Here is a 26,457-nt window from a genome sequence, read left to right as displayed (position 1 = left end):
GCCCTCGAAGGAGGCGCCAACGTGGCATGATCACCCCAGCCGAGTTCTGTATGTGAGGTCGTACGCAGCTCTGGATCTGAGGTCGTACGCGGACACGGAGCGCAACACGCCCTCCTTGACGAAGCCCGCCTTCTCCAACGCGCGCTGCTCGGCGAGGTTGGCGCAGTCGGTCCATGCCTGGATCCGGTCGGCCCTGGTGTGGTCGAAGAGGTACTCCGCCAGCAGCTGCTGGGCCCGGGTGCCGATGCCCCGGCTGCGGGCGGAGGGCACCAGGCCGATCGCCAGGCTCCAGTTGGCCAGGTCGGCGGGCCCCCAGCTGCCGGGGAACCACTTGACCCGGCCGACCGTCACGTCACCCTCGGCGACCGAGAGCAGCCCGCCGTCGGGACCGAGCAGGCCGTTCTCCGCGAAGCGGCGGCGCAGGTCGGCCGTCGACTGGAAGCCGAACCAACGTTCCGACGAGGTGCCGGTTGCGTGCGCCCGGAAAGATCGTCCGGACAGGCCCTTAGCCGCGAAATTGAACTGGTAGCGGCCCATGAAGTTGATGTGCCTGTCCTTCAGCGGAGACAGGCGGGCCACGTCCTCGTTTTAGAGGTCGTGGCCCTCGGCGCGGAGCTGGGCGACGGCAGCGTCGAGATAACGGGTGTTCCAGAGCACCACGGCAGTGAGGACGAGCCCCAGGCTGGCCAACTGATCTTCCTCCCCGTCGCCGTGTGCCTGCCGGATCTGGTCCCGGCCGCTGTGGCAGATGGCGCGAGCAAGGCGGTGGCGGGATTCCTGGACGGTGAGCTGCCGGTTCATCAGGCGGCGGTAGCTGTCATCCATCGGGTCGACCAGGGCGAGCAGATGCATGGTCTTGTCGATGCGCCCGTACTCGGCGAACGCGGCACCGAGCGGGGTGGGGTGTCCCTCGCGGCCGAACATTCGCAGCAGGTCGTAGGCGCGGACCTGGTTGGTGATCAGCGACCCGGCCACGCCAGCATGTCCGGCCAGTGCGTGGTGATCCGCTTCAGGTTCACACGGTTGCGGGCGATGGCTTCCAGCGACCCGTAGTCTCCGGCCGGCTCCTGGCCGTTCGGCACCGCCACGTCCGCGCGCCAGAACCGCTGGTCCGCGAGGTCGCGGAAGCGCGGGGCGAAGCGGAAGCCGAGCATCCTGTACAGGCCGATGGCCATGTCGGAGTACGAGGCGTTGTCGGTCGCCACCATCTCCGGCCGGACTCCGCCGTCGAGGTTCAGCAGCGTGTCCAGGGTGAACAGGCTGTCGCGCGGGGTGCCGCGCACGACCATTGCTCCGATCCCGGCCTCCTGGTCATTGACGGCGTTGAGCCAGGTCAGGCCCCTCTTGTACCCGTAGTACTTAGGCGAGGGGCCGGTGTTGACGCTTTTGACCGGGACGACCGCTTCGCTGACCGTCACCCCGACGGCAGCCGGATCAATCGTGCCCTTCGGATGACCCAGGGGCGTCAGAATGGTGCGATGGACCATCACTTCGTTGGCATCCCAGAGTTGACCGGCGTTCCCGGTGTTGCAGTCGTCATCGACGTCATGCGCGCCTTCACCGTGGCTGCCTGGGCCTTCTCGCGTGGCGTCGAGAGGATCGTCCTGGCCTCCACGGAGAGTGAGGCACTTGCCTTGAAGGAGAGCCGCTCGGGTTGGCTGGCTTTGAAGGACGGAGCTCCAGCAGCGGGCTTCGACGCGGTGAACTCACCTGGCTTGCTCAGGTCATGCGATTTCGCTGGCCGCACGTTGGTGCAGAAGACGACGGCAGGAACCGTGGGCGCGCTGGCCGTCGCGAACGCACCGCTGGTCTTGTGCGCGAGCTTCGTGGTGGCCGGCCCGACCGCGCGGTTCCTGCAGACCAAGGATTCCGGTCCGGTGACGTTCGTTGTCACCGGCGAGGGAGGCCAGGCCGACGAGGACCTGGCCTGCGCTGAATACATTGGCCAATGTATGGCCGGAGGCAATGTCGAGGCGGCCCCGTATCTCCACCGGGCGAGGACTTCTCGTGCCGCGGCCGACCTTGCCGGTGGGCTGCGGAGCGGATACCACCCAGACGATGTCGATCTCTGCTTGGAAATCGACAGGTTCTCCTTTGCGATGATGGCTCGCCAGGAAGAGTCTCTAACGGTGCTCCGTCCCGTTGCCGTGCCTGACTTCCCGTCCAGTATCCGCTGGCCTGCTGGAATTTGGACTTTCAGGCGGCAGAACTCACCCGATCAGGGCGGGCTCTGCCGCCCGCGCCCGCGCCAGTTGCTAGGAGCCGATGCCGGTGTCGATGATGCTGCCCTGGCAACAGACTCAGCACCTCCCAAACCATCAACATCACCCGCCCGTGGATCGGGGTGACTCCTGAATCCATCGCCGCACTCGCAGACAGTTCATTCACAGCTTCTGAGGCGGGTTCGTGCAGTGACCTCAGCTGTTGTCCGCGACCTTCTTGGACCAGTCATGGCGGGGGCTCTTTCGGGTGAGCCGCCGCGTCATGAGGGTGATGAATGTCCATTTCAGATGGGCTTCGCTGTGCTGGCGCAGCCGCTCGTAGTCCCGGCAGTTGCGGCGGGCGTTCGTGATCCAGCCGATCGACCGTTCGACTTTCCAGCGACGGGGCGAACGACGAAGCCCTGGGTGCCCCGCGGTCGCAGGACGGGCCGCAGGGAGGTCCGCAGACGGTCCACGGTCCAGGCGGGCAGCAGGTCGCGGGCGTAGGCGGAGTCCGCCCAGATCTGGGTGATCTGCGGGTGGGTGAGCCGTAGGCGTCAGAGCAGGTCCTTGGCCATAATCTCGTCCCGGGTGTCGCCGGGCGTCACCGTGATCATCACGGGCAGGCCCAGCGTGTCGACCACGATGTGTCTCTTGCGGCCGTTGATCGCGTGATGCCGTTCCAGATGCGACGCGCAGGGCAGCTGTGCGGCCGTCGTGACTGCCCGATAGTCCCGGGTCACGGACTTCTGCCCTCGTTAGGACTTGACCGTACGCACCGGCGACAGCCGCTCGACCCTCAACGTCCAGCAGGCCGCCAACGGCTCGCGACCGCGTACGCAGTCCTCATCGACGTACCCCACCTCGAACGCGGCCTGCCCCAGCCTCCCGACATCCACTGCCCAGCCCCCGGATCGATCCCATAGAACCAATCCCAGCAAAGCCACCAGTAGGTAGCGGCCGCCAGCAATACGGACTCAAACCGCCCGAGAGACGGAAGACCACCTGAGAAAAGCGATGATCAACGACAACACGAGCTGAGACAGGCCATCTTGGCTGCCTTCGTGTGGTGTCCGTGCCTGGGACTGCAAGCAGCGACCCGCGTTGCCCCATAGAGCCCGGCTGTCAGTGCTGGGTGGAAGACTGCCCGGCATGATCGAACCGAATCCGAAAGCGGACCTTCTCCGTTACCTGCAAGACGGGCGTGACGCACTGTTATGGAAGCTCGATGGACTCTCGGAATACGACATCCGCCGCCCGCTGACCCCCACGGGCACGAACCTGCTGGGGCTGGTCAAACACATCGCCAGCGTGGAGCTGGGGTACTTCGGCGACACGTTCGGGCAGCCGTTCTTCGACGAGGAGCCGCCGCCCTGGTGGTATACGGAGGACGCAGAACTCAACTCGGACATGTGGGCCACAGCAGACGAGTCGCGCGAAGACATCATTGAGCTGTATCACCAGGCGTGGGAGCACTCCAACAGTACGATCGCGACGCTGACGCTTGACGCGATCGGTCACGTCCCGTGGTGGCCGGAGGAACGGCGAGAGGTAACACTGCACCACATCCTGGTGCGCGTGATCTCCGATACCCAGCGGCACGCTGGCCACGCCGACATCGTGCGAGAGCTCATCGACGGATCCGTCGGGTACCTGGAGGGCAACGACAACATACCGCCAGGAGATCAGGCGTGGTGGGAGAACCACCGGCGCCGACTGGAGCGCGTGGCGCGGGAAGTCGGTAATAGCTGATCTCGCCCTGCTGCCGCCGACCCCACCGGCTCCGGGGTCGGCCATGCAGCGCCATTCAGATGGCTTCCTCCTGCTCAGCCTGTGCTTTGGCGTGAGCAAGGCGGCACGACGCTCATGTACCTCGGCGCGATAGCGGCAATCTCACTTGAGACCAGCCACGAATCCAACAAGGTCACGTGAGAAAGGGAGAACTTGCGAGAGACGGGACACCTATCAACTCCCCTGCAACACAAGGGGTATTGATGGTGAATGTGAGGCGTTCGCCTACAGCGTTTCCGTAACGCCGTTCCGCGACGTCTGCCGCTGACGGCAGGCTCGCACTCGGCACCGGTCCGAGCAGTACACCGCCGACCGGGACCGCTCCACACCCACCGTCCACGACCGGCCGCACACCGGGCACTGGCCCCGCTCACCCCACTGCATCGCGATCACCCTCTGCCGAACCCGCCGCAGCCTCCACCACCGCGGTGACCTGCACCGACCTGAGCAGAACGGCCACAGCACACGAAGGCGCGGCCCCGAGACCTTAGGCACGGCTGCAGTACGGTGGCACACATGTCCTGGCCATGCATGCCCACGCAGGGGTCTGGCGCACCGGAAGGCAAGTCGCCTCGGCGAGCCGCTGCCCACGAGACGAGGTGACTACGGACTTGGCCATCGGAGCAGGATCGGATCCGGAGACTCATGCCGGGTCGGACACCGCGGCAGGCGGGCGCACTGCCCCACTTTCATCTTTACCAGCGCGCCGGTGGCTGCGCCGCGTGGTCGCGGTCGTCGTCACGGTCTGTGCCTTGGTGAGCGCGGTGCGGCTGGCCGGACCTGCTGCCACGGGACCGACGGGGGAGCCACCGGGGGTTGTGCGACAGCTGTCCTTCCTCCGGGCGCAGTTGAACGGCAAGGCCGGTGACGAGGCACAACAGCAGTTCCCGGAGGGGTACTTCTTCATTCACGCGCTGTACGGCCTGAGCTGGGTCGAAATCGGGCTGCGCGATCCGGCTGACAAGCGGGCGGCCGCCCTGCGGGAAGCACGTTGGGCGCTGCGTCAGTTGGACTCGCCGGCCGGCCGCGCTCCGTTCAGCGCGGACCTCGTCCCACGCCATGGTGTCTTCTACCGTGGCTGGAGCAACTGGCTGCGCGGCGGGATACTGAGCCTTCAGACGGCTGGGCAACGCCAGCCCAGCGAACTGCGCCGATTCGCCGACGATTCCGCCGCCCTCGGTGCCGCTTTCGAGGGATCGGCGTCGCCTTTCCTGCACGCCTACCCCGGGCAGGCGTGGCCGGTGGACTCCACCGTTGCGATGGCGTCCCTGCGGCTGCACGACACGTTGCTGCCGCCCCGGTTCGGTAAGACAGTCCAGCGCTGGGTGCATGGAGTACGGCAGCGTCTCGACCCGCGCACCGGACTGCTCCCGCACCGTGTCGACGCCGCCACCGGTGAACCGGTGGAGGTGGCCAGAGGCAGCTCGCAGAGCCTGATCCAGCGGTTCCTTCCCGACGTGGATCCCGTCTTCGCCGACGACCAGTACCGACGCTTCCGCGACCAGTACGTGACCTGGCCGCTCGGCCTCGGACCGGCCGTGCGGGAGTACCCCGACGGCATGGACGGCCCAGCCGACGTCGACTCCGGCCCCCTCCCGCTCGGCGTAAGCCTGTCGGCGAGCGTGGTCACCATCGGCGCGGCCCAGATCCACCACGACGCCCCGCTCGCTGCGGCGCTGGCTCAATTCTCTGAGTTCGTCGGCCTGCCGGTCGACACTCCGTGGACCAAACGCTATGCCTTCGGCCTGCTTCCCATCGGCGATGCGTTCTTGGCGTGGTCCAAGGCGGCACGTCCCTCGGTGGCGCGCGCAGCTTCGCCCCCGCCGTCAACCGTCTCGCCATGGTGGCCGACGCCGCTGCTGTCGATTCTGGTCGTCGTCGGCGCGGCGCCGTGGCTGCCCGCACTGCTGCGGCGCCGCCAACGCCGCCGCACCGGAATCCGGGGCCTCTAGTACTCAGCCGTAGATCGTGATCTCTGGTCAGGGCGGCGTGAAGACAGTACGACCACCGGTAGGTCCCTCCCCGGGGGAGTGATCTCAAGGCGACGCAGCCGACGACATCAGCTCTTCCAGCTTGTTGAGAGCCTGAGTCCAGCCTTCCTCGTGGAGAGCTTGTCGTCGCTCAGTTGCGAAGTCACCCTGGGTGAAGACCAGCTCCGCCGACGTATCGTCGATATCGCGAAGCGACAGCGTCACGACCGTCTCCCGATCCTCGGGATCGGGATCCTCCCATCGGAAGGTGTAGGTCAGGCGTTCCGGAGGGTCGACCTCAAGGAATTCCCCTACCAGGTAGAACAGATCGCCTTCCGGAGGCTGCATCGCGATCCGATAACCGCCTCCTGGCCGAAGGTCGCTTCCCACGCTCGGGGTGGTGAACCCGTCAGGACCCCACCACTTGGCCAGTTCCTCTGGTTGGGTCAAGGCTCGGAATACGACTGAGCATGGCGCGGTGAGAATACGCTGCATTTGCAGCCTCAGTCCGCCCTCGTGCGTCATCACGAACCCTTCCACCCAAAGGCGTCGAGATCGACCACTACACCCATCCTAATGCGCTAGCCGTAGTCCGCGATGTCGCTGGTCAGGGGCAGTGCGAGGGCAGGTACGGCCACCGGTGATCATCGTGTGTTGTGTGGACAATCGAAGATCAAGCGGTGGCCGCAGGCCATAGCGTAGACCCCGCTCGCTGGCGGGGCATGTTCGAAGCCCTGATGGGTCGGATCGCGGGCCGATTCGTGCGGGTCGAACCGCGACGCCACGCACGATCCCTCGTCCTGGGACTGCTGTCCGACCTGCCAAAGAAGAATTGCTGGACGATCGCTGAGCATGCCGGACATGCCAGCCCGGACGGCCTGCAGCACCTGCTGGCCCGGGCCGAGTGGGACGCGGACGCGGTCCGCGACGACTTGCGCGGATACGTCGTGGAGCATCTCGGTGATCAGGATGCGGTACTGGTCGTCGACGAGACCGGCGACCTGAAGAAAGGCACCCACACCGTGGGCGTGCAGCGGCAGTACACCGGTACCGCGGGCCGCATCGAAAACTCCCAGGTCGCCGTCTACCTCGTCTACTCAACTCCAGCCGGACACGCCGCGATCGACCGGGAGTTGTACATCCCCCGCTCGTGGACCGATGAACCGGACCGCTGCCAGGCAGCCGGGATCCCCGACGAGATCGGCTTCGCCACCAAGCCGGCTCTGGCCACTACGCTGATCACTCGCACCCTGGACGCTGGCATCCGCGCCGCCTGGGTCACCGGTGACGAGGTCTACGGCGCCAACCCGCACCTGCGCGCCGCGCTGGAAGCCCGGCAGACCGGCTACGTCCTCGACCGTCGCCTGCGACCACCAGATCCCCACCCGCGCAGGGAAACTCCGGGCCGACACCCTGGCCAAGAAGCTGCCCAACCGGGCCTGGCAGCAACGCTCCGCAGGCACCGGGGTCAAGGCCCCATTGCAGCTCCTCCCGGATTTTCGATGAGCTGGACCTGCCCCGCCGCCGAACGCAGTTCATGCCCACCCGCTGTGGGGGGCTTGCACTCAACTGCCCTGCGGGCCCCGCCCCCGCGCTGCTGCGCCACCCCGCCCCACCTGAAGAACCAGCAGGCGGGCGGCTGTCCCGTATCGCAGCCCGGCCCCGTTCGGCCGGGCCCCGACGGCCACCGGCAATCCGGTCGGCCTCGGCAAGCCAGGAGACCCGGCGCGACACGACGTCGATCGAGCAGACCCGCCCGTCGTGCAGATCCCCGTACACCCCCGTCCCGTCCCGGGACCAGACCGGCCGGTCGAGGAAGAAACCCTCGCCTTCTTCCGCGCCTTCCTCCTCGTCGTCCTCGTCCTGTTCGTCATCCTCGTCGTACTTTCCTTCGTCCGGCACTGGCAGCGGCCCGATGACACGTGATGGCTTGTCAACCTGCTTGGTGTACTCGTCGATCAGTCTGCCGAGGAGATGACTGGTGGTGGCACCAGATCAGTCGGCTACGCCGCTGATCGCCCGGACGTTGTCGATCGATACCCGCACCAGGAGGATTCCGGGGGCGCTGTTGCGGACGCCGTACTCGGCTGCGCGTTCCTTGCCCACGTAGCGGGCAGCGATCCGGCTCGCCCAGTCGAGCACCTCCGGCTGGTCCTCGCTCACCTGCGCATGGCCGTCGATGACGACGAAGGAGAACGGCGGCTGATCGTCGTCCACGCAGAGGGCGAGCCGCCCGTCTCGGATCAGCGTCCGGCCCTTGACGGAATTCCTGCTGGTGTTGAAGACGAGGTCTTCACCGTCCAGCAGGAACCATACGGGTGCCACGTGTGGCCGTCCGTCGGCGCGGGTGGTGGCGATCTTCGCGGTCCTGGTGCCTGCGCTCACGAAAGCGCGCCATTCGGCATCCGTCATGGGTGTGGCCATAGGTCCTGGGTTCCTCGTGGGCGGGTCGGTCAGAACAGTCCGTTGTCGTGGGGCAGTTCGGCGGGAATCGCGGGGATGGCGTCCCAATGCTCGACGATCTTCCCGTCGGCGAGGCGGAACAGGTCGTAGTAGGCGACTGGAACGCCGAATTCTCCTTCGGCCTGCACCAGGGCGAAGTCACCCTCCGCGATGACCTTGTGGATCTTCGTGTAGACCACATTCTTCCCCTGCGCAGCCCACGTGGCGGCAGCCACGCCGAACCCCTCGAGACCGTCACCCGCCTCCGGGTTGTGCTGGAGGTAGGTCTCGGTGGACGTGTAGTCGGCCACCACCGAGTAGTCGGCGCCCTTGAGCACCTTCTCGGCGTACTCGGTGACCAGCTTGCGGTTTGCCTCGGTCCTCTCCATGTCGCCGGCCTGGGCCGGGCCGTCGGTCTGGGAGCGGCCGCTGACGGTGTTCTCGACCACGGGCACCAGAGCGTCCCAGTGCTCGGCGAGCCGGCCGTTCTCCACTCGGTAGATGTCGAAGGCGACCAGTGGCACGGGGCCGAACCCGTAGTAGATCCCGTGCAGGGCGACCAGGTCTCCGTCGGCGATGACCCGGGCGCCGTCGTAGCGGAAGTCCGCGGACAGCGAGGAGACCAGTTCGCGCAGAGCCTCGGGGCCGTCGGCGACGAGCGCGCTGTGCTGCGTGTACGAAGGCGAGACCCAGCGGTCGACCGCTGAGGGGTCCTTGTCGCCGAAAAGCTCTCTGACGGCCTTGAGGACCAGATCCTTGTTGTTCATTTCGCGCTGTCCCATGTGCCGGGGGGTGGCGGACCTGGTGTCCACCACCTGCGCCTCAAGGATTACCGGAGCTGATCAGGCACAGGAGGTAGAAATCCGAAGCACTAGGGTCAAAAATGGACAGCCATGCGGTGAGTCGACTTTCTCCCACGTCATGATGCTCAAAAACCGACAGGAAGCTTGCGAATGATCTCCGAGCTTGCTTTCGCTCCGCCCGTCGGCACTCCGGCCGGGGTCGAAGTCCTCTCGCTGGCGGACCTGCGCGCTCGTGTCGGACCCGGGCGGCTGGCGGAGCCGAACCGGCATGACTTCCACGTCCTGCTCACCCTCACCGAAGGCTCCCTGTGGCAGACCGTGGACTTCGCCGAGTACACCCTGCACCCCGGGTCCTGGCTGTGGATTCGGCCCGGTCAGGTGCATCAGTGGGGCGACGTCACCCGGGCCGCCGGCACGCTGATCCTGTTCGAACGGGACTTCCCCGACCCCGCCACCGCGGCCGCCGCCGGCCTGGACGACCCGTATGCCCCGGTCGTACGGACGCCGGCCGGCGATGACATTGATGCGCTGCACGACGCCGCGCACCACCTGGAGCGCGAGTTCCACGCGGCGATGCGGATGCCGGTCGACATCCACGTCATGGTGCTCCGCCATTTGCTGGACGTCCTCGTCCTGCGCCTCGCACACCTGACCTGGCCCGTCGACGTCCCCGCGCCCGCGCCGGGCTCGGCGTATCTGCGATTCCGTGACGCGGTCGAGAGGGACTTCGCCCGCACCCGCCGCCTGGCCGACTACGCACGCGCCCTCGGCTACTCCGCGCGCACCCTGTCGCGGGCCACGCTCACCGCCGCCGGCGTCGGGGCGAAGGAGTTCATCGACCGAAGAGTCGTGCTGGAGGCCAGTCGCCTGCTGGCGCACAGCGACTTGTCCGCAGCCCGGATCGCCGCTCAGCTCGGCTTCTCCAGCGCGACCAACTTCAGCAAGTTCTTCCAACAGCGCACCGGTCAGACCCCGATCGCCTTCCGCCATTCCGCGCGCGGGACGGGGGAATGATCCGCACCATGCGACGTCGTCCAGTCCCATGCATCCTCCTCGCAACGTCGCAGGGAGTGGGGTGAGTCACCCCTCGATGCGCCTCGGTCACCATGTCCGGCCACATCCGGGCCGGCCCGCCGTCGTCCTGGGCAACCGAACCGAGACTGGAGGTACGTCATGCCACGGCCGGCAACAAGTAGCGGCCGAAGAGTTCAGCAGACTGGTCGAGGTCGTTGGTCCAGCCGCCCCATCGGGGCATGATCAGGGTGAATCCTGCGCCGGCGGCCGCACTCTTCAGGGCCGGGCCGCTCAGTCGGCAGACAGACCTCGGCCCCGTCCCGCCCGCCATTGCTGAAAGCGGTAATGCGCTCGCTCACGTCGCCGTGGCCCGAGGAGTCCGTCCATGGGGTCTCGTCGGCCGGCGCGGTCAGCGCGGCGGCCAGTTCATCGGTGTCGCCGGGCTCGAACTCCAGGTCCTCGGAGCCGAACAGCGAGGCTCCGGCCAGGCAGTCAGCTTGCAATTCAGGTCGGCGTGGGTTTCCCTTCCCGGCGTCACCGATCCGTGGCGCCGGGCTCCGACGGACAAGGACACCACGCCATGCCGATCATGCGCCTTACCTTCCTGAAGTCCGCCAACCGGCCCCGGCCGGGGGCAGGTATCTCGTGCGGCGAAGTTGTCAGTTCACGACCAAGGACGGCACCCGCGCAGAGGGCGTCGTGGCGTCGACCGCCCCCGCCTACGACGCCAACAACATCGGATGGCTTCACGTCAATGACGAGCACGACGGGTCTCGCGTCACGGAGTTCTCGCACTGCGTGCCCGTTGATCCGCCGATTCAGCCCGAGGACGACAGCTCGCGCCGCCCCTTCGACGAGTGAGGCGGCTAATGACCCGGGACCGGTCTTGACCCCAGCCCCGCCACCGCCGGGCGCCCCGCCCGCGCAAGAACACGGCGGAGGCGTTCGGCGGCGCCACGTACGTCTCCATCTCCACGGCTCAGACTGAGATGTTCCCCCCGAGCCTGGCGGCCAGCATCCGCGAAGGCCACTGCCCCGCCCCGGCGCGCCCAGCCGGCCCCGTCGTCGTGGGCCGGTACCGATCGGGTGTACGACCTTGTAGGCAACGAACCGGCGTGCTGCTCCCGCCCTCGTCGCCCCCTCCGTTCACGCGTACCGCTACCTGCCGCCGGCCGAGTTCGTTCGAGCGATCCTCGACCCAGCTCGGTAGCAGAGGTCAGCGGGGGCGGGCCGCGGCACAGCGCACGCATGTACTCGCCGCCGGGCGCGCCTCCAGGCGTTCCGCCGGGATCGGCTCACCGCACCCCTCGCACCGCCCGTATTCTCCTCGCTCCAGCCGTTCCAGCGCTCGATCCAGATCGGTCAGGTGGCCGCGCGCCTGTGCCAGCAACGAGGCGACATGGGCCCGCTCGAAGGCGGTGCTCGACCCCTCCGGGTCGTGCTCGTCGTCGACCGCCACCAGGGCATTCGCCTCGACGATGCCGTCGAAGTCACGGCTCAATGCCGTGATCTGCGCGTTCGTGCCGGCACGTTCGGCCGCCAGCCGCTCGCGGACGGACTCACGCCCGGGCGGGTGGAAAACGGCATCAGAGAACGAATCGCTCACCAACACCACAACATCAGCACGCGGGTTCGCATTCCGCGCAACTCGCGCGTTGGGTGCCGAAAACCCTGTCCATGGCCTGTGACGTGCGGGTTCTCACGAGTGGCCGCCGACCGCTGAAGAGGTATCCGGGCGTACGCCGATCTTCCGGGCCTGAGGCCGTCGCTCGGGTCGCCTGTCGTTGACCGTGGCTCGCCGGCGCTCCAGCAGTGGACACTGCATCCATCCACGAGCGCCGTCGTGGCGAGCGCCGCTGCCGAGATCGTCCTCGACGGCAACTGTCGGCGTGACATCACCCGCGCGCTCCTGGCGGGAGAGCCGCCCGGTGCGCAGTCACCTGACCGCGCTGGAGGCGACTCCTCTAGGAGGAGGGCCCGGCGGAGCCGGTCGCCGCTGTTTGGGCGGATCAGCAGTCGGAGCGGACGTTGGGGGCCGGGATCTTGCCGAGAGGGTAAGCCGGCCCGTTGGGCTTGGTTTTGGGCGCGGGACCTGAGACTCCCGAACACAAGGGGTGGCGACCTCGAAGACCGCCTGGCCCGCGTGGCCGAAGACCAGGCTGATGCCGAAGCCGCCGGCGACTCGGCGAAGACTGCGGGGCGTTCCTTGCTCGACCTCGCTGCTAGGTCTGCCGGGCGGTCTCGGACCGGGTGCGTTCGAATTCGGCCTGGTCCAGGATCTTCCAGGCTGCCTGGCCGATTGCGAGGACGCCGCGGGCCGGCAAGGGCACGTCACCGATCCGCGGATTGTCCTGCAGCTGGACAGGGAGTCCGAGATCGACGCCGTCGAGCGTGGCTTGTGACTCGTTCACGAAGTACATCTGCTGTGGCATGAGCGTTCCGGTGTGGCCGCTCGGCATTACGCCGCACATCTGCAGATGCCCCATCCCCAGCGCGCGGGCCAATCGCTCCCGGGCCCGGACCAAAGGTCGAGGGCGCCAGGTGGCGAGCGGCAGCGCCGCGCTGATGCTGTTGAGGAAGCCGAGGAGTCGGGTCGAGGAGGCGGTGAGGGTCCAGTCCAGAGGGGGAGAATCCATCGTGACTCGCAGGGAGGCCGGGCCCGTCCAGGTGAGCCTGATGTGGGCGTATCCCGTGCGGTCGCAGGCCGCGCTGTAGTACCTGGGGCATGCTGTGTCGAGCCGCGCACCGTCGACGTGGATCGACCAGCTGCCGCTCGGGTCGCGATGCCACAGAGTGCGGTAAGGGCCGAAGGAGTTCTCCGGAAAGACGCGCAGCGCGAGTACGTGTCCGGAGTCGAAGGGAAGCCCGAACACGCCCCAACCCTTGACGTATTCATGATGGGGCCAAGGAGCCCGACCCCGTATCGCCGGGAGGTCCGACAACTTGGAAGACAGGTCGAGCATCTCCATCACTCCCGCGGTGTTGGCCACGCCTTCAAACCCATGGTTGAAGCCTAGATCGGATAGGAACAGAACGTCATGTGGTCATGATCAGTTCGCCCGGAGGCGGCCGGCGGGCCGCCTGCTCGGTCTGGGGCCGGGCCTGATCAGGGAGCCGTACTCGTGAACTCGCGCGCGGTCTCCAGGAACTCACTCCCGCCGAAGTGGACTACAAGCTCAGCTGGTGGTCCATGACCGATGCGCTCGACGCCGTCGCCGAGGGGCGGTTCCACGGGGAAGTCCGGTTCCCGCAGCGCTCCCGTCGGTCCACCAGCCGTCAGGTGATCTGGCTGGCTGCCCACTCGGCCCACTCACGGCGCATGGCGTTGAACCGCAGGCCGTACTCCAGGGCGATCCGGCCGTAGACCGAAAGATTGTCGTCATCCCAGTCGACGGACTTCTCCAGTCGGCGCAGACTCTGGTACCCCTGATCGGACAGCTCAATGAGCTCGGTGAGGTAGCCGCGCGCCTGCTCGGGCGTCAGCACCCCGAGAAAGAACACCCGCAGGAGAATGTCGCTGCGGGTGTTCCGCTGAGGCTTGGTCTCGGTCAGCCAGTGCCGCAGCTCGGCCAGTCCCTCGTCGGTGAGGGCATACTCCTTGCGGCCTCGCGGCCCCTCGGCTGTCACCATGATCAGCCCTGTGTCCGCCAGCTTGGTCAGCTCGGTGTAGATCTGGCTCTGGGTTGCCGGCCAGGCGGTGGCCAGCGACGTCTCGAACAGTTTCAGCAGGTCATAGCCGCTGGCGGGGCGCTCGGAGAGGAGCCCGAGCAGTGCGTGTCGAAGGCTCATGTTCCACAGTCTACATTCCACTATTGACATGTCTATGTTGGACCTTCTAGTTTTGACATGTCGGAACGGAAACACTGAAGTGGAGACCTCATGTCCTACCTGCGCACCTTCCTCCCGTGGATCGTCTTCGCCGTGCTGCCCTCGGGGAACTGGCAGTGGGCGGCGCTGGCAGCCCTGGTGGTCGCGGTGGCGGTGATCGTCCAGCAGGTACGGGCGGGTGCCGGATTCGACGCGCTGATCATCGAGCTCGGCTCCGCGGTCTTCTTCGCCGTGCTGGCCGTCATCGCTTTCGCCAACCCGGACTCGGGCGTTCACGACTACTCGGCGGCGCTGTCGTCGGGCACACTGGCCGTCATCGCCGGGCTCTCGCTGGCCATCGGCAAGCCGTTCACGTCGGGCATCGCCAAGCGCACCACCCCGCGCGAGGTCTGGGGGCTCAAGCCGTTCATCCAGACCAACGTCATCATCACCGCCGTCTGGACCGCGGCCTTTGCCCTGACCGCTGTCGTGCTCGCCTTCGTGGCGCACGAAGGGAACGCCCACTCGACCCTCGCCACGCTCATCCAGGTCGCCGGGTTCGTGATCCCGATGATGTTCACCGTCCGCTACATCGCTCACGTCCAGGCCAAGGCCGGTGTCCGATGATCTCCGCGCACCGGGCCCGGCCCCACCTTGCGGGCAACTACGCCCCGGTCGGCGAAGAACTCACCGCGTACGACCTGCCGGTGACGGGGCGGATCCCGGCCGAGCTGGCCGGCTGGTACCTCCGCAACGGGCCGAACCCGGCCGACGCCGCCTCCGGACACTGGTTCTTCGGCGACGGCATGATCCACGGCGTCCGGCTGGAGGGCGGCCGGGCCACCTCGTACCGCAACCGCTGGGTGCGTACCCGCAGCCTCACCGACGGGGCCCGGACCTACGACGACCAAGGCCACCGCGACCTCACCGCGGGCCCGGCCAACACCCACGTCATCCGGCACGCGGGCCGGACCCTCGCCCTGGTCGAGACGGCCCTGCCCTACGAGCTCACCTGCGCCCTGGACACGGTCGGCGCGTACGACTTCGGCGGGAAGCTGGGCACCGCGATGACCGCACACACGAAGGCGTGCCCGGTCACCGGGGAGCTGCACTTCTTCGGCTACGGGACGCTGGAGGCCCCCTACCTCACCTACCACCGGGCGGATGCCTCGGGCGAACTGGTGATCAGCAGGTCTGTCGAGGTGCCCGGGCCGACGATGATGCACGACTTCAACCTCACCGCGGAGCACGTCGTCTTCATGGACCTGCCCGTCGTCTTCGACCCGAACCTGGCCATGGCCGGGACCCTGCCTTACCGCTGGGACGACGGCTACGGCGCCCGGCTGGGGGTGCTGCGCCGCAACGACCCGTACGGCGAGGTGCGCTGGTTCGGCATCGACCCGTGCTACGTGTTCCACCCGCTCAACGCCTACGACGCGCCGGACGGCACCATCGTGCTGCACGTCATGCGCTACCCGGAGCTGTGGCGGCGGACCGGCGACGTCATCGACCGCAGGCAGGAGGCCGTGCTCTGGAAGTGGACGATCGACCCGGCCACCGGGACGGTCCGCGAGGAGCAGTGCGACGACCGTCCCGGCGAGTTCCCTCGGGTCGATGACCGGCTGACCGGGCTCGATGCCACCTACGGGCACGTGACCTGTGGCAATGCATTGGTGCGGTACGAGCTGGGCAGCGGCGCGGCGACGGAGCACGACTTCGGGCCCCGCCGCACGCCCGGCGAGGCCGCCTTCGCCCCGGCCGGCGACGCGGCGGGCGGCCCCGGCTGGCTCATGACGTACGTCTACGACGCCGACACCGACCGCAGCGACCTGGTCATCCTGGACACGGGCGACCTCGCCGCCGACCCGGTCGCAATCATTCATCTGCCGACCCGCGTGCCGTACGGCTTCCACGGTAACTGGCTTGCGGATTGATCAACCAGCCCGGACGGACCAGGCTGCTCAGCTGGGCCCGGATATCCGACAGGCAAGGACGAGCACCGGGCCGGAGGTGGACTTGAGTCGCAGGTGGACTTCATGAGTCGTCGTCAGGATCCGCTCGACCAGGGCAAGTTCAGCTGGAAGGCCCGGGGGAGATGGCCGTCGTCCCCCAGCGGCGCGCGTCGAGGTCTGTCGCGTCCAGGCCGGCGACCGAGCTGCGGGTCGGCTGAAGCCGGGGGAAGGGCGGCCGCAGCTTGTAGTTGCCGAACAGGGCGCGCGTGCTCACCGTGCTTCTCGTGAGCCTGGTGCATCTGGTGATTTCGTAGGGGAACCAGTGCAGGACCATCGGGCCGGCTCGGTCAACGTTCCCGAATACGCCACCACCACCAACGTCCCGCTGTCCACTCACTCATCCGACCGGGATTGGGTGAGCTGCAGTCCTGGCCAGCTGACTGTTTATCGCCAAGTCCGTCGGCCAACTCACCTGCGGCTCACAGAGAGTTGGCCGTTACTCCATCAGGGCGAATTGCCAGCAACTCATCGGGGGACGGAGGCCCGTGGTGCACGAACGGGACGGCCGACGTCGGATGACCAATTGGGCCGGAAGCGTTCGACGAAGTCGGTGAAGTCTTTCCGCAGATAGCGAGGATCGGACGGCTTCAGCCGGATCTGCTGACGGCTGTCAGCCCACCAGATCTCGAAGTCGGCGACCGTGCCTTCCCCCGGCCAGTCATCACTCTGTTCCGGCAGCAAAAGGACGTCGACGAAACCTCCGACGCTCAGCCCGATGTCCACGAAGATACCGATCGCACCGGGACGGGGAACCTTCACGATCGTGCCCTCGAAGACCTGCCCGAAACGCAGGCTTCCCCGAATTTGAGCCCACTCCGCGTCTGTGACCACGAACGCATCATCGCACCATGGTCCGGACCGCGAGCAGCTGGGCTCAAGCTGAACTCATGCTCGAACCGACCTCACACGGGAGCAGGCATGCTGCATCCCTTCACGGACGGCGATCGACCTGTCCGCCTCGGAGACACCGAAACGCCGTCACTTCTCGTGGACATTCACGCGGTCCTTCGCTGCGTCCGCCTATCGGCGCACCGGCTGAGTCACACGGTGGCAGGGGTATATGCACTCGCACGTGCGCATCCACCGGTCGACGGTCAGGGAGAGAGCACATCGGCCAAGGTGCTGGTCCAGCCGACGGGTCCACGTCGCCACTGCATGATCCGCCGTATCGGCCTACCCTCGGAACATGAGCGAGATCTTCGTGATGTACGAGCTCGATCAGCCGCCTGCAGCGCGATCATTCACCGGAAGGTCCCCGGTAGCGGAGCGGCCCGTCCTGCGCGTGCACGCGGCGAACGCCGCTCCCGGGTCTTCTACCACTCCAGGGCCACGCACACTGTGCGGTCAGGACACGTTCGCCATGGAGGCGGCCTCCTGGAAGCCCTCGGAGCATCCCGGTTCATCTTGGTACACACCGAAGTACGCCCAGCTCGTCTGTGCCCAGTGCGCGACCGTAATGGAGGCCTGATAGCCCTTCAAACGCCTGCGCCTCCCTGCTGGCTGAGCACCTTGCGCGGGGCGGCCTCCTGTCGGATCAGCTGATCGGCTGACGTGTCTGAGCGCGGACCTTGAGGGTGAGCTCTGCGTACTTGCTGAGGTCGATGTTCTCTGGGCGCTGCTTGTCCAGCTCGGCGCTGGCGAACAACACAGTGGCTGCGGTGCTGCCGTCGGCCCACGCGCAGGCAGTGTTGGTGACTGGTTTGTGGCCGTGGGAGCTCATCACGGCGCAGCTCAGTGTCACGCCGGCCCCTGCCGGGGTGATGTCCCTGGGTGGGGCGAACAGCTCGTTGCCCTCGGACGGTTCCTCGAGGCCCTGCACCATCTCCCGGCGGACGTATTTCGCCCCCCGGATCTGTCCGTGCAGACCGGTGATGACGAGCGCATCGGAACCGGACACCCCGCCGGTGTAGGTGGCAATGGTTGCCGCATGACTCCGAATACGGTGGTCGTGCAGATCCTTGAGGCTCTGCTTCCCCTCCGTCTTCGACGAGTCCTTGGCCAGCGTGTACTCGCCGTCCAGCAGCGTATTCGGCACGGTCAGTTGATGTGTGGCCTTCGGCCAGTTGCCGTCCGCGACCCCGGCCGCGTTCAGCACGAGGAACAGGACGTAGCCGAGGCCGCCGAGCAGGACCAGGGCGCCGGCGACGACGCCGGTTACCAGACGCGCCCCCTTCTTGGGCTGCTGCGGCACCCAGGTGCCCGACAACTGCGGATAGGGCCCGGCCTGACCGTACGGGTGCTGAGACGGGACGTGATGCGGATACTGCTGCTGTGCGGGCTGCCCGTACGGGCCCGGACTCGGGTGTGGCTGCTGTGACGGCGTGGTCATGACCATGACGCTACGTCACACATACCGCCCGTCCGCAGGCGCGTCGCAATGGGCTCGGGGCGAGTCGGACTTCGCTTGGCAGACTTCCCGTGAGGTCCGACGGGAGGTCCTGGCGCCCGGCTCCGAGGGACGGTCGCCAGGCGCGGTCGTGGTCAATGACGAGGTAGGACCGGCTCGCCATCGGGATCCACCGGAAGCTTGGAATTGCTCGTTGGCTGACGGGACGTCGGCAGGTCTCGGGACCGCCGGATCGGGGAGAAGAACAGGATCAGTGCGGCGAGCGGGACCCCCGCTGTCGTGATCGCCATTGCGGTGCGGATGCCGAGCGCGGTTCCGAGCGCGGTTCCGAGCGCGCCGCCGAGCAGTGCTCCGAGAGGGATCGTCCCGTAGCTGAGGAATGCTGTGCTTGCGGTGAGGCGACCGAGGAGATCCGGCGGGCAGTAGCGTTGCTGGAAGCTTGCCTTGATGACATTGCCGGCCACGACGCCTGCGGAGACGCAGAAGCCGCCTGTCACAAAGAGCAGGATCCCGGCTCCGCCGACGGTCAGCGGGATGAGCAGAGCGAGCACGGGAAGTCCCAGTTCGAACAGCAGCGTTGCGCGGGCCGTGCCGATCCGGCCGGCGACCCGGCGTGCGACGAAGGCCCCGGCAACGCCTCCGGTGCTGGTAGCCGCGATGAGTGCGCCGACCGGCCCGGGGGTCAGGCCGACGCTCCGGACCAGGAAGACCACCTGGATCGACTGGTATCCCATCAGAGCCAGGTTGGAGGCGGCCCCGAAGAGCGTCAGTGTGCGGAACCAGGGGTCGTCGGCGATCAGCCGCAGCCCTTCGCGGACTTCACTGACCAATGACTTGGGGCGGTGATCGGTCCTTGTGACGCATGGCTCGCGATGCCGGATGCCTGCCAGGCAGAGGAGGGAGACGAGGAATGTCGCGGCGTTGGCGAACATCCCGTTCACGGCACCCGCCAACTGTGCGATCAGGCCGCCGGAGCCGAGCCCGGCGATCTGGGCGGCGGACGCGCTGCCCTGCAGTTTGGCGTTGCCCTCGGGCTGGTCATCGGGTTCCAGAATGCTGGGGAGGTAGGCGCTGTAGGCGGTCTGGAAGAACACCGCTGCCGTGCCCGTCAGCAGTGCGACGGCCAGCAGTAGTCCGATACTCAACCAGCCGAACCAGCCGAACCAGCCGAACCAGCCGAACCAGCCGAACCAGCCGAACCAGGCGGCGACCGGGACGCCGGCGAAGAGTAAAAGGGAGACCGCGGCGGCGGCCACCATGATCGGTCTGCGCCGCAGCCGGTCCACCCAGACACCGACCGGGAGACCGATGATCAGCCAAGGGGCCCAGGCGGCGGCGCTCAGTAGACCGACCTCGAACGTGCTGGCATGCAAGGTGGAGACGGCGACCAGCGGCATCGCCACCCCGGTGACGGACGCGCCGAACTTGCCGATGGTCTCGCCGCACCACAGCAGGCGGAAATCGCGGTGGCGACGCAGGAGGCCACCGCGTATGCCCTCGCTCATGCGGTGCCACGCTCCTTGCGGGGGAAAGGACTGGAGCTGCACAACGACAGGGAGCGCGTCCGGGGCGGGCTCGGCGTCCGGGGCAGGGGTATGGCGGGCGATGACGGCCATCAGCTCCGCGTTGAGCGCCTCCAGCTGATCCGGTGTCATCCGAAGGTCACGCCAGTCCGAGATGGTGCCGGCGCTCCGCCACCTGTCGTCCCAGTCCTCGCTGAGGTAGTTCATGACCCGGCTGAAGTAATGCCGCACCAGTTCGTGCAGATAGACCGACAGCGCGCCCCGGGTGTCGGGATCGTCGCGGAAATCGGCGGTGTTCAGCTCGTTCGTGATGCCGACCCTCCTCCACCAGCGCTCGCGCTTTGTGCCCCGTCCGGTTTCTTCCTCGATGAAGCCGTGCTCGGCGAGGTGGCGCCGGTGCCAGCTGATGGTGCCGGTGTTCTCCCCGAGGCGTTCGGCGAGCTCGGTGGGCCTGCGGGGCAAGCCAAGCAGGAGGAAGTTTGACTGGTTGATCACGGAGAGGACTGCAGATCTTGAACTGAGTAGGACTGATCTGCCCAAGACTCAACCGTGCCGCTCTCGCTGACGGTGGCAGTCTTCTGGTGATGTATGGCGGGAGTTCGCGGCGATCGATGAGGAACCGCTGCCCGGCACCGGTGGGAAAATGGTTGCGCTCACACCAGTGTGATGAGGCTAAAGCCGGTGAGGACGACAGGTTCGGGGTAGATGTCCAGCTCGACCCGGGCCCGGACCGGGGAGGCGTCCCAAGCCCAACCGTGAAGTTGGGGCTGGGCGGAGGGTTGGTTCGGTGGCTTGAACGTGGGTACGGAGCCCGGCCGTTCCCCGTACCACAGGCAAGGAGGTAGTTGTTAGCGAGCCCGGTGAGTACACCCGCCGGAAGTTCGTCCAGGACAGACGTCAAGCATCACCCGACGCCGAATCGTCAGCCGAAGCTCGACACATCGGAAGGGATGTGCCAGAGCGGGGCCGCGTACTGCTCCGGACGGCTGCTGAGCAGCAATGCTCTGAGGTCCTGGCGCTGCTTGCCGCCGAGGCCAAGGGCCTCGGTGATGCGGCGGAACGTCGTGTGGGTGACGCCCCGACTGCGGGCTTCGGCCTCGAATCGTTCGAGTTGGTGAAGCGTGGTCTTGGGGTCGAGCTTCTGCTCTGGCTGGATGCCGAGCCAACTAGCCTTGTTGCGTTCGTAGTCGATCTCGGAGTAGCCGCAGACTTCACGGCTGTGCTGCTCGGCCTCGTCGAGAGTTTCCGTGGCGAGGATGGCGCGGGCGAGTGCGTTGCGATTGAGGGCGTTGTCCAGGTCGGCTTCATGGACGGTGGGGCCCTCGTCGGTGAGGGGGACCGGTGGACCGGCGTCCCGAACTTCGCAGAGGCCTCGCACTCCTCCGGCGGTGGCCGCGAGCATTGCCGTTGCTTCGGAGGGGTGCCATTCCAGGACCGAGCTGACTGGCTCGACGTGCTCGACCGTGAGAGTCATGACCGGTGGGCCCATGCGGTTGCGTAGGTCGTCGGCGGAAAGCTCGCCGTCCAGGCCGGGGCCAGCGACCAGGAGCCGTACGGGAGCGTTGACTTGGCAGCAAGCCGCGAGCGTGAGGGCGTGGGCGAGTGGGCTGCGGAGGGTTGGTTCGTCGCCCCGCGCGAGGATGTCGCCCCCGACGTCCAGGAGGTCGATCGACTCAGGTTCCAGGTACTGGATGAGCTCTTCGAGCTGGCGGGTGATGCCCTCGGCGCCGTGATGCGGGTCGATCAGGGCGAAGGTGTGCGGCAGCTCGGCGGCAAGCCGGGGGAGTGTCGATCCGGCGGGCGCGACGGGTGTCGCGTCGGCGGGCACGGCTTGGACGCTTCTGGTGAGAGGGCGCAGGCCGGTGAAGTTGGCCGGCCCTCGTGGACCGGGCACGGGGTCGATCAAGAGGCGGTCCCACGCATAGGTGAGGATCACCGCCGGGCTCTTTCCGCTGTAGAGGGCGGCGTCGAGCATTGCGGCGGCGACTGCGTCGCCCCCTCCACCTGCTGCCACGATCAAGCGCGTCACCCTCATCAGCGTACTGATCACCTCGGCCGGATGGCTGGAGGCTCCCAGCTACGTTGCCGAGGCGCTGCATCTGACGGCCGACGTCCGCGGGATGCACCGGCACCGGGTTACCAAGAATGAGTCCGGGCCCGATCACTCTGTTTACCTGTTGGTTCGGTCCGGATGCGGGTGAGCGTGCGCCGAACCTCCCGGATTCGGACCGGAGCCGGGAGCGGACGCTGATGTACGTCGAGAATCAAACTGTCCGGCAGGGCAGTCATGCCGAGGACCGGATGTGTGCCCGGCCAGCCACTGGGGGAGGCAGCCGATCTGGAGCTGGAGCCTGGTTCGGCAGTGCTGATTGTTCATCACGTCGTCTACGACATGCAGGATCGCCTGGTGGAGGTCGACGAGGCGACGTACCCGCCCGGCCGTTGGGCGTTCGAGAAGGGATACCCGATCGGCTAGAACGTCGCGTCTCTCTTCGTGAATCGTTTGCGGGTGCGGTGGATGCCGGGGCGAGGTTGGAAGCGTGTTGGCTCCCGCTCGGGGTGCGCGGGCTTCTTCGGCCGCTCCGTCACGCCGGCCTCAGAAGGTCTGGCAGCCTTGGCCGGACCGTATCGGCAGGCACTGACACCGCCTTCATGGCAGTTGCGCTGTCGGGTCTGGCACTCAAGTCAGAACCCCGGCCGTACCGAGCTGGAGCTTCGGGCGCGGGTCAGTGACCAACCGGGTAAAGTCGGCGAGCCATTGAGGGGACTCTTCCACTGCCAGCGTTTCAGCATCTGGAGCGGCTGATCACCCGGAAACGCTAGCCCGTGTGCTCATACAGAACATCGGACGGTGACGATGAGCGATTTAGTTCGCTTTGAGACTACGCAAGGCCCTGTGTTGATCGAAGTTGACGAAGAATCATTCGGGGTTGAACGCGTATCTCGCGATCGCAACGGAGTGATCGAAGCGGGACGTCGGTTGGACGAAGCGTTACAAGCCGCACGTCCCACCATTCGTGCGGTGGTCCAGACGGTGCGGGAGATGGTGCCGGACGAGTTCGAGATCGAATTCGGGCTCAAGTTGAACGCCGAGGCTGGCGTTGTCGTGGCGAAGACAGCCGCAGAGGGACACTTCACCGTCAGGCTCGGGTGGCAACGGTCGAGCGAGGGACGGGCTGGTGCTTGAATCGACGATCGAGCGGCCCCCCTGGCTGCTGCGGGTCCGCCGCAGCACGAGTGAGGTACCAGTAGGCGCAGGGATCTTCGTGGGTGAGCGATATATCGTCACCTGCGCGCATGTCGTCATGGCCGAGGCTCGGCGAACGCCCGTGGTGGACACCGTGCATGTCGAGTTCCAGCACGCAGAGCCGAACCAGTTGATTCCAGCGAGGGTGGTTGAAGGCGGATGGCACCCGGATCCGAATAACGGCACAGGTGACGTGGCGGTTCTCGAACTGCAGCTGCCACCGCCACGGGGCACCATGCCTGCCCCTCTCTGCTCGACGGAAGTGGGGGTATGGGACCACCGGTTCCGTGCGTATGGCTACCCGCGAGGGCATGAGGAAACCGGAGTGCCCTCACGAGGAGTAGTGATCGGTGCCGCGGGTGCCGAGCGGCTGCAGCTGCAATCGGACTCCTCCCTTGGCTTCGCGCTGGAACGGGGCTTTTCGGGATCGCCGGTGTGGGACGTCGAACTCGCGGCAGTGATCGGGATGGTCGTCACACGAGACCGGCCCCGGGGAGACAGCGGCGATCCGCGGACCGGTTACGCGATCCCTGTAGAGGTCATTGGACGTTACTGGACATCGTGGCCGCTGCCAATCAATTCCCGTCCTCCGACCGTGGGGCCATCCGGCATCGGAGCAACGGAGCGTGAACATTTAAACAAGCTACTCCGCATTCATGAGCGCAGTATCCAGATCCTCGAAGAGCAGGAAGCGCGGTACGCGGGAAGCGCCCCCGTGCATCTCCTGACCCAGCTGGAGGGCGAGCGCAGCCGGCTGTCCGAGCTGCGTCGTCGGCTCGGACTGGAAGAATGAGAGGTGCAAGCCGTTGTCGCGGAATTCACCCGTCTACCGCATTGGAAGCTCCACCTTCAGCGTCAGTTACGGCCCTCTGCAGGACTCAAATGCCGAGGTTCTCGTTAGTTCCGACGACAATTACTTGACCATGGGCGGGGGAGTTTCTCAATCTCTCCTGAGAGCGGGCGGCTCAGAGGTTCTTAAACATTCCAGGAAGATAATTCCGCTGAGCATCGGCGATGTGGCCGTGACGACCGCAGGGAAACTCCCTGCAAAATACATCTTCCATGCGGTGACGATTGACCTGGACCGCAGAATGTATCCGGACTATCGATGCATCAGGGCCCTGGTGAACCGCGCCCTGGACTTGGCGGAAACTCTCCGCATCCGAAGCATTTCTTTCCCGGCTCTGGGGACTGGTGTCGCAGGTTTCCCTCTCTACGATGCTGCCGCTGCCCTGGTCCCGACGATCTGTGACCGGCTCGCCCGGAACATGTCGCTGCAGGAGGTCAACCTGCTCCTTATGGCGAGAGAAGGAGTCGGAGAGAGCGATCTCACTGTTTTCTACGAACGTGCCGCCTCGCTGGCATCGGTGGCCGCGCAAGGGCAGAGGCTCGCCGCGTCCATGGGGCGCCTGCAGGATGTGGTCGCCGACACACCCCCCTCGGACCTCAAATCCCACCTGTCGGACCTGCTGTCGGAAATCAGGAATGAACTCGCGACCCTCGCGAGGAGTCCTCGGTCTGTCGAGGAAATTGATCGGCAGCACCAAGAGAGTGGCGTCGCAAGCACTGGAAGACATGTCGTCGAATTGATCGATGACGCAGACGGTGTCGGGAAATGGACAGATCTGCACGTTGAGAGAAAAGCGCTGCAAACGAGACTTGAAGGGCTGAGTACGCTCCTTAATGTCCACTACGGCTCGTTGAATAAATTGGAAATCGAGAGGGCTCGATATGCTGGAGTCGGAATCCCGGTCATTCTCGAGAATCAGATCATGGAAGTAAATGCGGAGATCAGTCGAGTGGAAGAACTGACGAGAGAAACGCGGAGAAAGGTCGAAAGCCTGACGGGGGGGTAACCGACGAGAAATGGATCGCAGATGCCCATAACCCCGTCCCGACCTGCTCGGGCCCGGCTGCAGGCGGCAGGAGCGGAGCGGGTCCTTCGTCGGTCGGGCAGTCTTGCCGGAACAGGCGGCCGGCCGTGAGCCGGGCGCTCGGTGGGTGGGTGCGTCGGGCCGCCCAGGAGCTGACCACTGGTCGGTGGGCGGTGGGTGGGACGAAGTCCGAGGCGGGAAGCGGGTCATGTGTTGCCGCGTCTCATGCAGAAGGACGTGGAGCGAGACCTCAAATGGTTAGCCCAATGGGAGGTCAACGGCCTGCTCTTCGTCGGTGGGAAGGCGCTCTGTTCCGGCGGACTTCGTTCGGCCGCAAGTGGGCTGGGACTCGCATGAACCGACGGACACGGCATACCCCTTGCAGTGATCCTCACCGGCGGAAACCGCAACGACGTCACCCAGCTCATGCCACTCCTGGAAGCGATCCCACCCATCCGGGCCGCGTCGGCCACCCGCGCCGAAAGCCCGACTCCCCCTTCGCCGACCGCGGCTACGACTAGAGCTCCTGACACAATCAGCTGCCCGGTTTCACCTTGATCGTCTCATCAGGCACGGCAAAGCCTGCCTGGCTGCCACCAGCGTCGCGGCGAACGCCGACTGCGACTCCCGGTGCGCGGCCAGCGCGGCCTTCTGACGCGCGATCGCCTCCTGCCCCGGTGGCGAACCAGGTTCAACTCGTCCCCGGTGGGCGGTCATTGGGTGCGGAGATTCCCGGTGGTGATCAGGTGCTGGATGTAGGCGGGGCAGTCCCGCTCCAAGGCCTTCGGCATGGAACCGGTCAGCTCCAACAGGTGGTGCGCGTCGGCGACTTGTCGCAGCAGGACCTGGGCGGCGGTGCGGTCGCCGGTGTCCGCGGCAATGACCATCACGGCGAGCGGCAGGCCGAGCGTGTCGACCACGGCGTGCCGCTTGCGCCCGTTGACCAGCTTGCCGCCGCCGAACCCGCGGCTGTCCGATCCGACGACGGCGTCCGCTTTGACCGACTGGGAGTCGATCACGCCCGCGCTCGGCTCCGGGTCCCGTCCCGCCTTCTGGCGGACCCGGCCGCGCAGCCCGTCGTGGAATTCCTTGTGCAGGCCAAGGTCGCGCCAGCGGCGGAAGAACGCGTAGACCCGGTCCCGAGGCGGGAAGTCGGCCGGCATGGCCCGCCACTTGATGCCGTCGTCGACCAGGTAGCGGATCGCGTCCAGCATCGCCCGGTGGCAGTACGCTGCCGGCCCCGGCCACGCAGCCAGCCCGGCACTGGTCAGCGGCCGGATGGCCGCCCATTCCCCGTCCGACATGTCCGTCGGGTAGCGCCGGTCGCGCACGGGCCTTGACCCCTGATCTTGGACACACGAGACACTGGATCTTGAGGATCTGAGAACGGACATCTCGTGGTCATGAAGAACTACCCGCCGGAGTT

At 66.7% G+C, this 26,457-nt stretch carries 26 protein-coding genes and 5 pseudogenes; 14 read left to right on the top strand and 17 right to left on the bottom strand.

The window, feature by feature from the left end:
* Positions 1 to 30 precede the first annotated feature (30 nt).
* Positions 31 to 537 carry a GNAT family protein gene (locus AB0D12_RS39105; protein ID WP_362694241.1) on the bottom strand — a complete coding sequence of 169 codons (507 nt, stop codon included), beginning with the start codon at positions 535 to 537 and terminating at the stop codon, positions 31 to 33.
* Positions 520 to 1,400: pseudogene (locus AB0D12_RS39100) on the bottom strand (Tn3 family transposase); the annotation flags it as partial. The pseudogene AB0D12_RS39100 and the gene AB0D12_RS39105, both read right to left, overlap by 18 nt.
* A gap of 78 nt (positions 1,401 to 1,478) precedes the next feature.
* Here AB0D12_RS39100 and AB0D12_RS39095 point away from each other — a divergent pair.
* A pseudogene (locus tag AB0D12_RS39095) lies at positions 1,479 to 2,153 on the top strand (2-phosphosulfolactate phosphatase); the annotation flags it as partial.
* A 605-nt stretch (positions 2,154 to 2,758) separates the two neighbouring features.
* Here AB0D12_RS39095 and AB0D12_RS39090 read toward each other — a convergent pair.
* Positions 2,759 to 2,944 carry a hypothetical protein gene (locus tag AB0D12_RS39090; RefSeq protein WP_362694235.1) on the bottom strand — a complete coding sequence of 62 codons (186 nt, stop codon included), beginning with the start codon at positions 2,942 to 2,944 and terminating at the stop codon, positions 2,759 to 2,761.
* Between the two features lie 409 nt (positions 2,945 to 3,353).
* Here AB0D12_RS39090 and AB0D12_RS39085 point away from each other — a divergent pair, with 409 nt between their 5' ends.
* Together AB0D12_RS39085 and AB0D12_RS39080 are read left to right on the top strand one after the other, a co-directional pair.
* Positions 3,354 to 3,953 carry a DinB family protein gene (locus AB0D12_RS39085; protein ID WP_362694233.1) on the top strand — a complete coding sequence of 200 codons (600 nt, stop codon included), beginning with the start codon at positions 3,354 to 3,356 and terminating at the stop codon, positions 3,951 to 3,953.
* Between the two features lie 857 nt (positions 3,954 to 4,810).
* Positions 4,811 to 5,944, top strand: a complete 1,134-nt coding sequence (locus tag AB0D12_RS39080) for a hypothetical protein (protein ID WP_362694230.1) — start codon at positions 4,811 to 4,813, stop codon at positions 5,942 to 5,944.
* Between the two features lie 84 nt (positions 5,945 to 6,028).
* On the opposite strand, the gene AB0D12_RS39075 is transcribed toward AB0D12_RS39080, so the two are convergent.
* Entirely contained in the window at positions 6,029 to 6,487 is a 459-nt protein-coding gene (locus tag AB0D12_RS39075) for an SRPBCC domain-containing protein (RefSeq protein WP_362694228.1), read from the bottom strand.
* 197 nt (positions 6,488 to 6,684) lie between these two features.
* Here AB0D12_RS39075 and AB0D12_RS39070 point away from each other — a divergent pair.
* Positions 6,685 to 7,338, top strand: a pseudogene (locus AB0D12_RS39070) (IS701 family transposase); the annotation flags it as partial.
* A 385-nt stretch (positions 7,339 to 7,723) separates the two neighbouring features.
* A complete protein-coding gene (locus AB0D12_RS39065; RefSeq protein ID WP_362694244.1) occupies positions 7,724 to 7,888 on the top strand; it encodes a hypothetical protein in 165 nt (54 codons plus the stop codon).
* Positions 7,889 to 7,957: 69 nt separating this feature from the next.
* Here AB0D12_RS39065 and AB0D12_RS39060 read toward each other — a convergent pair whose 3' ends face one another.
* Both AB0D12_RS39060 and AB0D12_RS39055 read right to left on the bottom strand, forming a co-directional pair.
* Positions 7,958 to 8,386, bottom strand: a complete 429-nt coding sequence (locus AB0D12_RS39060) for a PPOX class F420-dependent oxidoreductase (protein ID WP_362694225.1) — start codon at positions 8,384 to 8,386, stop codon at positions 7,958 to 7,960.
* A gap of 29 nt (positions 8,387 to 8,415) precedes the next feature.
* The gene (locus AB0D12_RS39055; RefSeq protein ID WP_362694222.1) at positions 8,416 to 9,186 is read right to left on the bottom strand and encodes a nuclear transport factor 2 family protein; all 771 of its coding nucleotides are present in this window, start codon (positions 9,184 to 9,186) and stop codon (positions 8,416 to 8,418) included.
* A gap of 171 nt (positions 9,187 to 9,357) precedes the next feature.
* On the opposite strand from AB0D12_RS39055, the gene AB0D12_RS39050 reads away from it, so the two are divergent.
* Positions 9,358 to 10,221 (top strand): AraC family transcriptional regulator, encoded by an 864-nt coding sequence (locus AB0D12_RS39050; RefSeq protein ID WP_362694219.1) that lies wholly within the window; start codon positions 9,358 to 9,360, stop codon positions 10,219 to 10,221.
* Between the two features lie 178 nt (positions 10,222 to 10,399).
* On the opposite strand, the pseudogene AB0D12_RS39045 reads toward AB0D12_RS39050, so the two are convergent.
* Positions 10,400 to 10,477 (bottom strand): annotated as a pseudogene (locus AB0D12_RS39045) (nucleotidyltransferase); the annotation flags it as partial.
* A gap of 389 nt (positions 10,478 to 10,866) precedes the next feature.
* On the opposite strand from AB0D12_RS39045, the gene AB0D12_RS39040 reads away from it, so the two are divergent.
* On the top strand, positions 10,867 to 11,082 hold the full coding sequence (locus AB0D12_RS39040; RefSeq protein WP_362694217.1) for a hypothetical protein: 216 nt from the start codon (positions 10,867 to 10,869) through the stop codon (positions 11,080 to 11,082).
* A gap of 355 nt (positions 11,083 to 11,437) precedes the next feature.
* Here the strand turns inward: AB0D12_RS39040 and AB0D12_RS39035 are convergent, their stop codons facing one another.
* The 3 genes from AB0D12_RS39035 to AB0D12_RS39025 all read right to left on the bottom strand — a co-directional run bounded on the left by AB0D12_RS39035 (position 11,438) and on the right by AB0D12_RS39025 (position 14,010).
* Positions 11,438 to 11,827 carry a TraR/DksA C4-type zinc finger protein gene (locus AB0D12_RS39035; RefSeq protein WP_362694216.1) on the bottom strand — a complete coding sequence of 130 codons (390 nt, stop codon included), beginning with the start codon at positions 11,825 to 11,827 and terminating at the stop codon, positions 11,438 to 11,440.
* Between the two features lie 616 nt (positions 11,828 to 12,443).
* A complete protein-coding gene (locus AB0D12_RS39030; protein WP_362694213.1) occupies positions 12,444 to 13,094 on the bottom strand; it encodes a hypothetical protein in 651 nt (216 codons plus the stop codon).
* A 403-nt stretch (positions 13,095 to 13,497) separates the two neighbouring features.
* Positions 13,498 to 14,010 (bottom strand): PadR family transcriptional regulator, encoded by a 513-nt coding sequence (locus AB0D12_RS39025; protein WP_362694210.1) that lies wholly within the window; start codon positions 14,008 to 14,010, stop codon positions 13,498 to 13,500.
* Between the two features lie 90 nt (positions 14,011 to 14,100).
* Between AB0D12_RS39025 and AB0D12_RS39020 the strand changes: the two genes are divergently transcribed.
* Both AB0D12_RS39020 and AB0D12_RS39015 read left to right on the top strand, forming a co-directional pair.
* On the top strand, positions 14,101 to 14,655 hold the full coding sequence (locus AB0D12_RS39020) for a hypothetical protein (protein ID WP_362694207.1): 555 nt from the start codon (positions 14,101 to 14,103) through the stop codon (positions 14,653 to 14,655).
* Positions 14,652 to 15,962, top strand: coding sequence for a carotenoid oxygenase family protein (locus tag AB0D12_RS39015; RefSeq protein ID WP_362694204.1), 1,311 nt, complete (start codon positions 14,652 to 14,654; stop codon positions 15,960 to 15,962). Before AB0D12_RS39020 ends, AB0D12_RS39015 begins: the two co-directional genes overlap by 4 nt.
* A gap of 139 nt (positions 15,963 to 16,101) precedes the next feature.
* On the opposite strand, the gene AB0D12_RS39010 is transcribed toward AB0D12_RS39015, so the two are convergent.
* From AB0D12_RS39010 to AB0D12_RS38985, 6 genes are all read right to left on the bottom strand, one after another.
* Positions 16,102 to 16,254, bottom strand: coding sequence for a hypothetical protein (locus AB0D12_RS39010; RefSeq protein ID WP_362694201.1), 153 nt, complete (start codon positions 16,252 to 16,254; stop codon positions 16,102 to 16,104).
* A 251-nt stretch (positions 16,255 to 16,505) separates the two neighbouring features.
* Positions 16,506 to 16,871, bottom strand: coding sequence for a hypothetical protein (locus AB0D12_RS39005; protein WP_362694198.1), 366 nt, complete (start codon positions 16,869 to 16,871; stop codon positions 16,506 to 16,508).
* Between the two features lie 513 nt (positions 16,872 to 17,384).
* Positions 17,385 to 17,519, bottom strand: a complete 135-nt coding sequence (locus AB0D12_RS39000) for a hypothetical protein (protein ID WP_362694196.1) — start codon at positions 17,517 to 17,519, stop codon at positions 17,385 to 17,387.
* 55 nt (positions 17,520 to 17,574) lie between these two features.
* Positions 17,575 to 18,369 (bottom strand): hypothetical protein, encoded by a 795-nt coding sequence (locus AB0D12_RS38995; protein ID WP_362694193.1) that lies wholly within the window; start codon positions 18,367 to 18,369, stop codon positions 17,575 to 17,577.
* 152 nt (positions 18,370 to 18,521) lie between these two features.
* Entirely contained in the window at positions 18,522 to 19,892 is a 1,371-nt protein-coding gene (locus AB0D12_RS38990; RefSeq protein ID WP_362694238.1) for an MFS transporter, read from the bottom strand.
* Between the two features lie 940 nt (positions 19,893 to 20,832).
* On the bottom strand, positions 20,833 to 21,945 hold the full coding sequence (locus AB0D12_RS38985; protein WP_362694190.1) for a DUF1152 domain-containing protein: 1,113 nt from the start codon (positions 21,943 to 21,945) through the stop codon (positions 20,833 to 20,835).
* A gap of 270 nt (positions 21,946 to 22,215) precedes the next feature.
* On the opposite strand from AB0D12_RS38985, the gene AB0D12_RS38980 reads away from it, so the two are divergent.
* From AB0D12_RS38980 to AB0D12_RS38960, 5 genes and pseudogenes are all read left to right on the top strand, one after another.
* Positions 22,216 to 22,386, top strand: coding sequence for a UTRA domain-containing protein (locus tag AB0D12_RS38980; RefSeq protein WP_362694187.1), 171 nt, complete (start codon positions 22,216 to 22,218; stop codon positions 22,384 to 22,386).
* A 420-nt stretch (positions 22,387 to 22,806) separates the two neighbouring features.
* Positions 22,807 to 23,097 (top strand): CU044_2847 family protein, encoded by a 291-nt coding sequence (locus AB0D12_RS38975; protein ID WP_362694185.1) that lies wholly within the window; start codon positions 22,807 to 22,809, stop codon positions 23,095 to 23,097.
* Entirely contained in the window at positions 23,090 to 23,950 is an 861-nt protein-coding gene (locus AB0D12_RS38970; protein WP_362694182.1) for a serine protease, read from the top strand. The genes AB0D12_RS38975 and AB0D12_RS38970 overlap by 8 nt, the downstream gene beginning before the upstream one ends.
* A 13-nt stretch (positions 23,951 to 23,963) precedes the next feature.
* Entirely contained in the window at positions 23,964 to 25,013 is a 1,050-nt protein-coding gene (locus AB0D12_RS38965) for a macro domain-containing protein (RefSeq protein WP_362694179.1), read from the top strand.
* A 378-nt stretch (positions 25,014 to 25,391) separates the two neighbouring features.
* Positions 25,392 to 25,549 (top strand): annotated as a pseudogene (locus AB0D12_RS38960) (transposase); the annotation flags it as partial.
* 195 nt (positions 25,550 to 25,744) lie between these two features.
* Here the strand turns inward: AB0D12_RS38960 and AB0D12_RS38955 are convergent.
* Positions 25,745 to 26,335, bottom strand: a complete 591-nt coding sequence (locus AB0D12_RS38955; protein ID WP_362694176.1) for a transposase — start codon at positions 26,333 to 26,335, stop codon at positions 25,745 to 25,747.
* Between the last annotated feature and the right edge of the window lie 122 nt (positions 26,336 to 26,457).

Origin of the sequence: Streptomyces sp. NPDC048479 (assembly GCF_040651435.1) — a bacterium.
Lineage (GTDB): Bacteria > Actinomycetota > Actinomycetes > Streptomycetales > Streptomycetaceae > Streptomyces.
Note: the sequence above shows the minus strand (reverse complement) of the source record. Positions and strands in the feature narration are given on the sequence as shown.

Coding starts and splice junctions, on each gene's coding strand:
- AB0D12_RS39105 (WP_362694241.1), bottom strand. CDS start 537: ATGGGCCGCTACCAGTTCAATTTCGCGGCTAAGGGCCTGTCCGGACGA.
- AB0D12_RS39085 (WP_362694233.1), top strand. CDS start 3,354: ATGATCGAACCGAATCCGAAAGCGGACCTTCTCCGTTACCTGCAAGAC.
- AB0D12_RS39075 (WP_362694228.1), bottom strand. CDS start 6,487: ATGACGCACGAGGGCGGACTGAGGCTGCAAATGCAGCGTATTCTCACC.
- AB0D12_RS39060 (WP_362694225.1), bottom strand. CDS start 8,386: ATGGCCACACCCATGACGGATGCCGAATGGCGCGCTTTCGTGAGCGCA.
- AB0D12_RS39055 (WP_362694222.1), bottom strand. CDS start 9,186: ATGGGACAGCGCGAAATGAACAACAAGGATCTGGTCCTCAAGGCCGTC.
- AB0D12_RS39050 (WP_362694219.1), top strand. CDS start 9,358: ATGATCTCCGAGCTTGCTTTCGCTCCGCCCGTCGGCACTCCGGCCGGG.
- AB0D12_RS39025 (WP_362694210.1), bottom strand. CDS start 14,010: ATGAGCCTTCGACACGCACTGCTCGGGCTCCTCTCCGAGCGCCCCGCC.
- AB0D12_RS39020 (WP_362694207.1), top strand. CDS start 14,101: ATGTCCTACCTGCGCACCTTCCTCCCGTGGATCGTCTTCGCCGTGCTG.
- AB0D12_RS39015 (WP_362694204.1), top strand. CDS start 14,652: ATGATCTCCGCGCACCGGGCCCGGCCCCACCTTGCGGGCAACTACGCC.
- AB0D12_RS38995 (WP_362694193.1), bottom strand. CDS start 18,369: ATGACCACGCCGTCACAGCAGCCACACCCGAGTCCGGGCCCGTACGGG.
- AB0D12_RS38990 (WP_362694238.1), bottom strand. CDS start 19,892: ATGAGCGAGGGCATACGCGGTGGCCTCCTGCGTCGCCACCGCGATTTC.
- AB0D12_RS38985 (WP_362694190.1), bottom strand. CDS start 21,945: ATGAGGGTGACGCGCTTGATCGTGGCAGCAGGTGGAGGGGGCGACGCA.
- AB0D12_RS38955 (WP_362694176.1), bottom strand. CDS start 26,335: ATGTCGGACGGGGAATGGGCGGCCATCCGGCCGCTGACCAGTGCCGGG.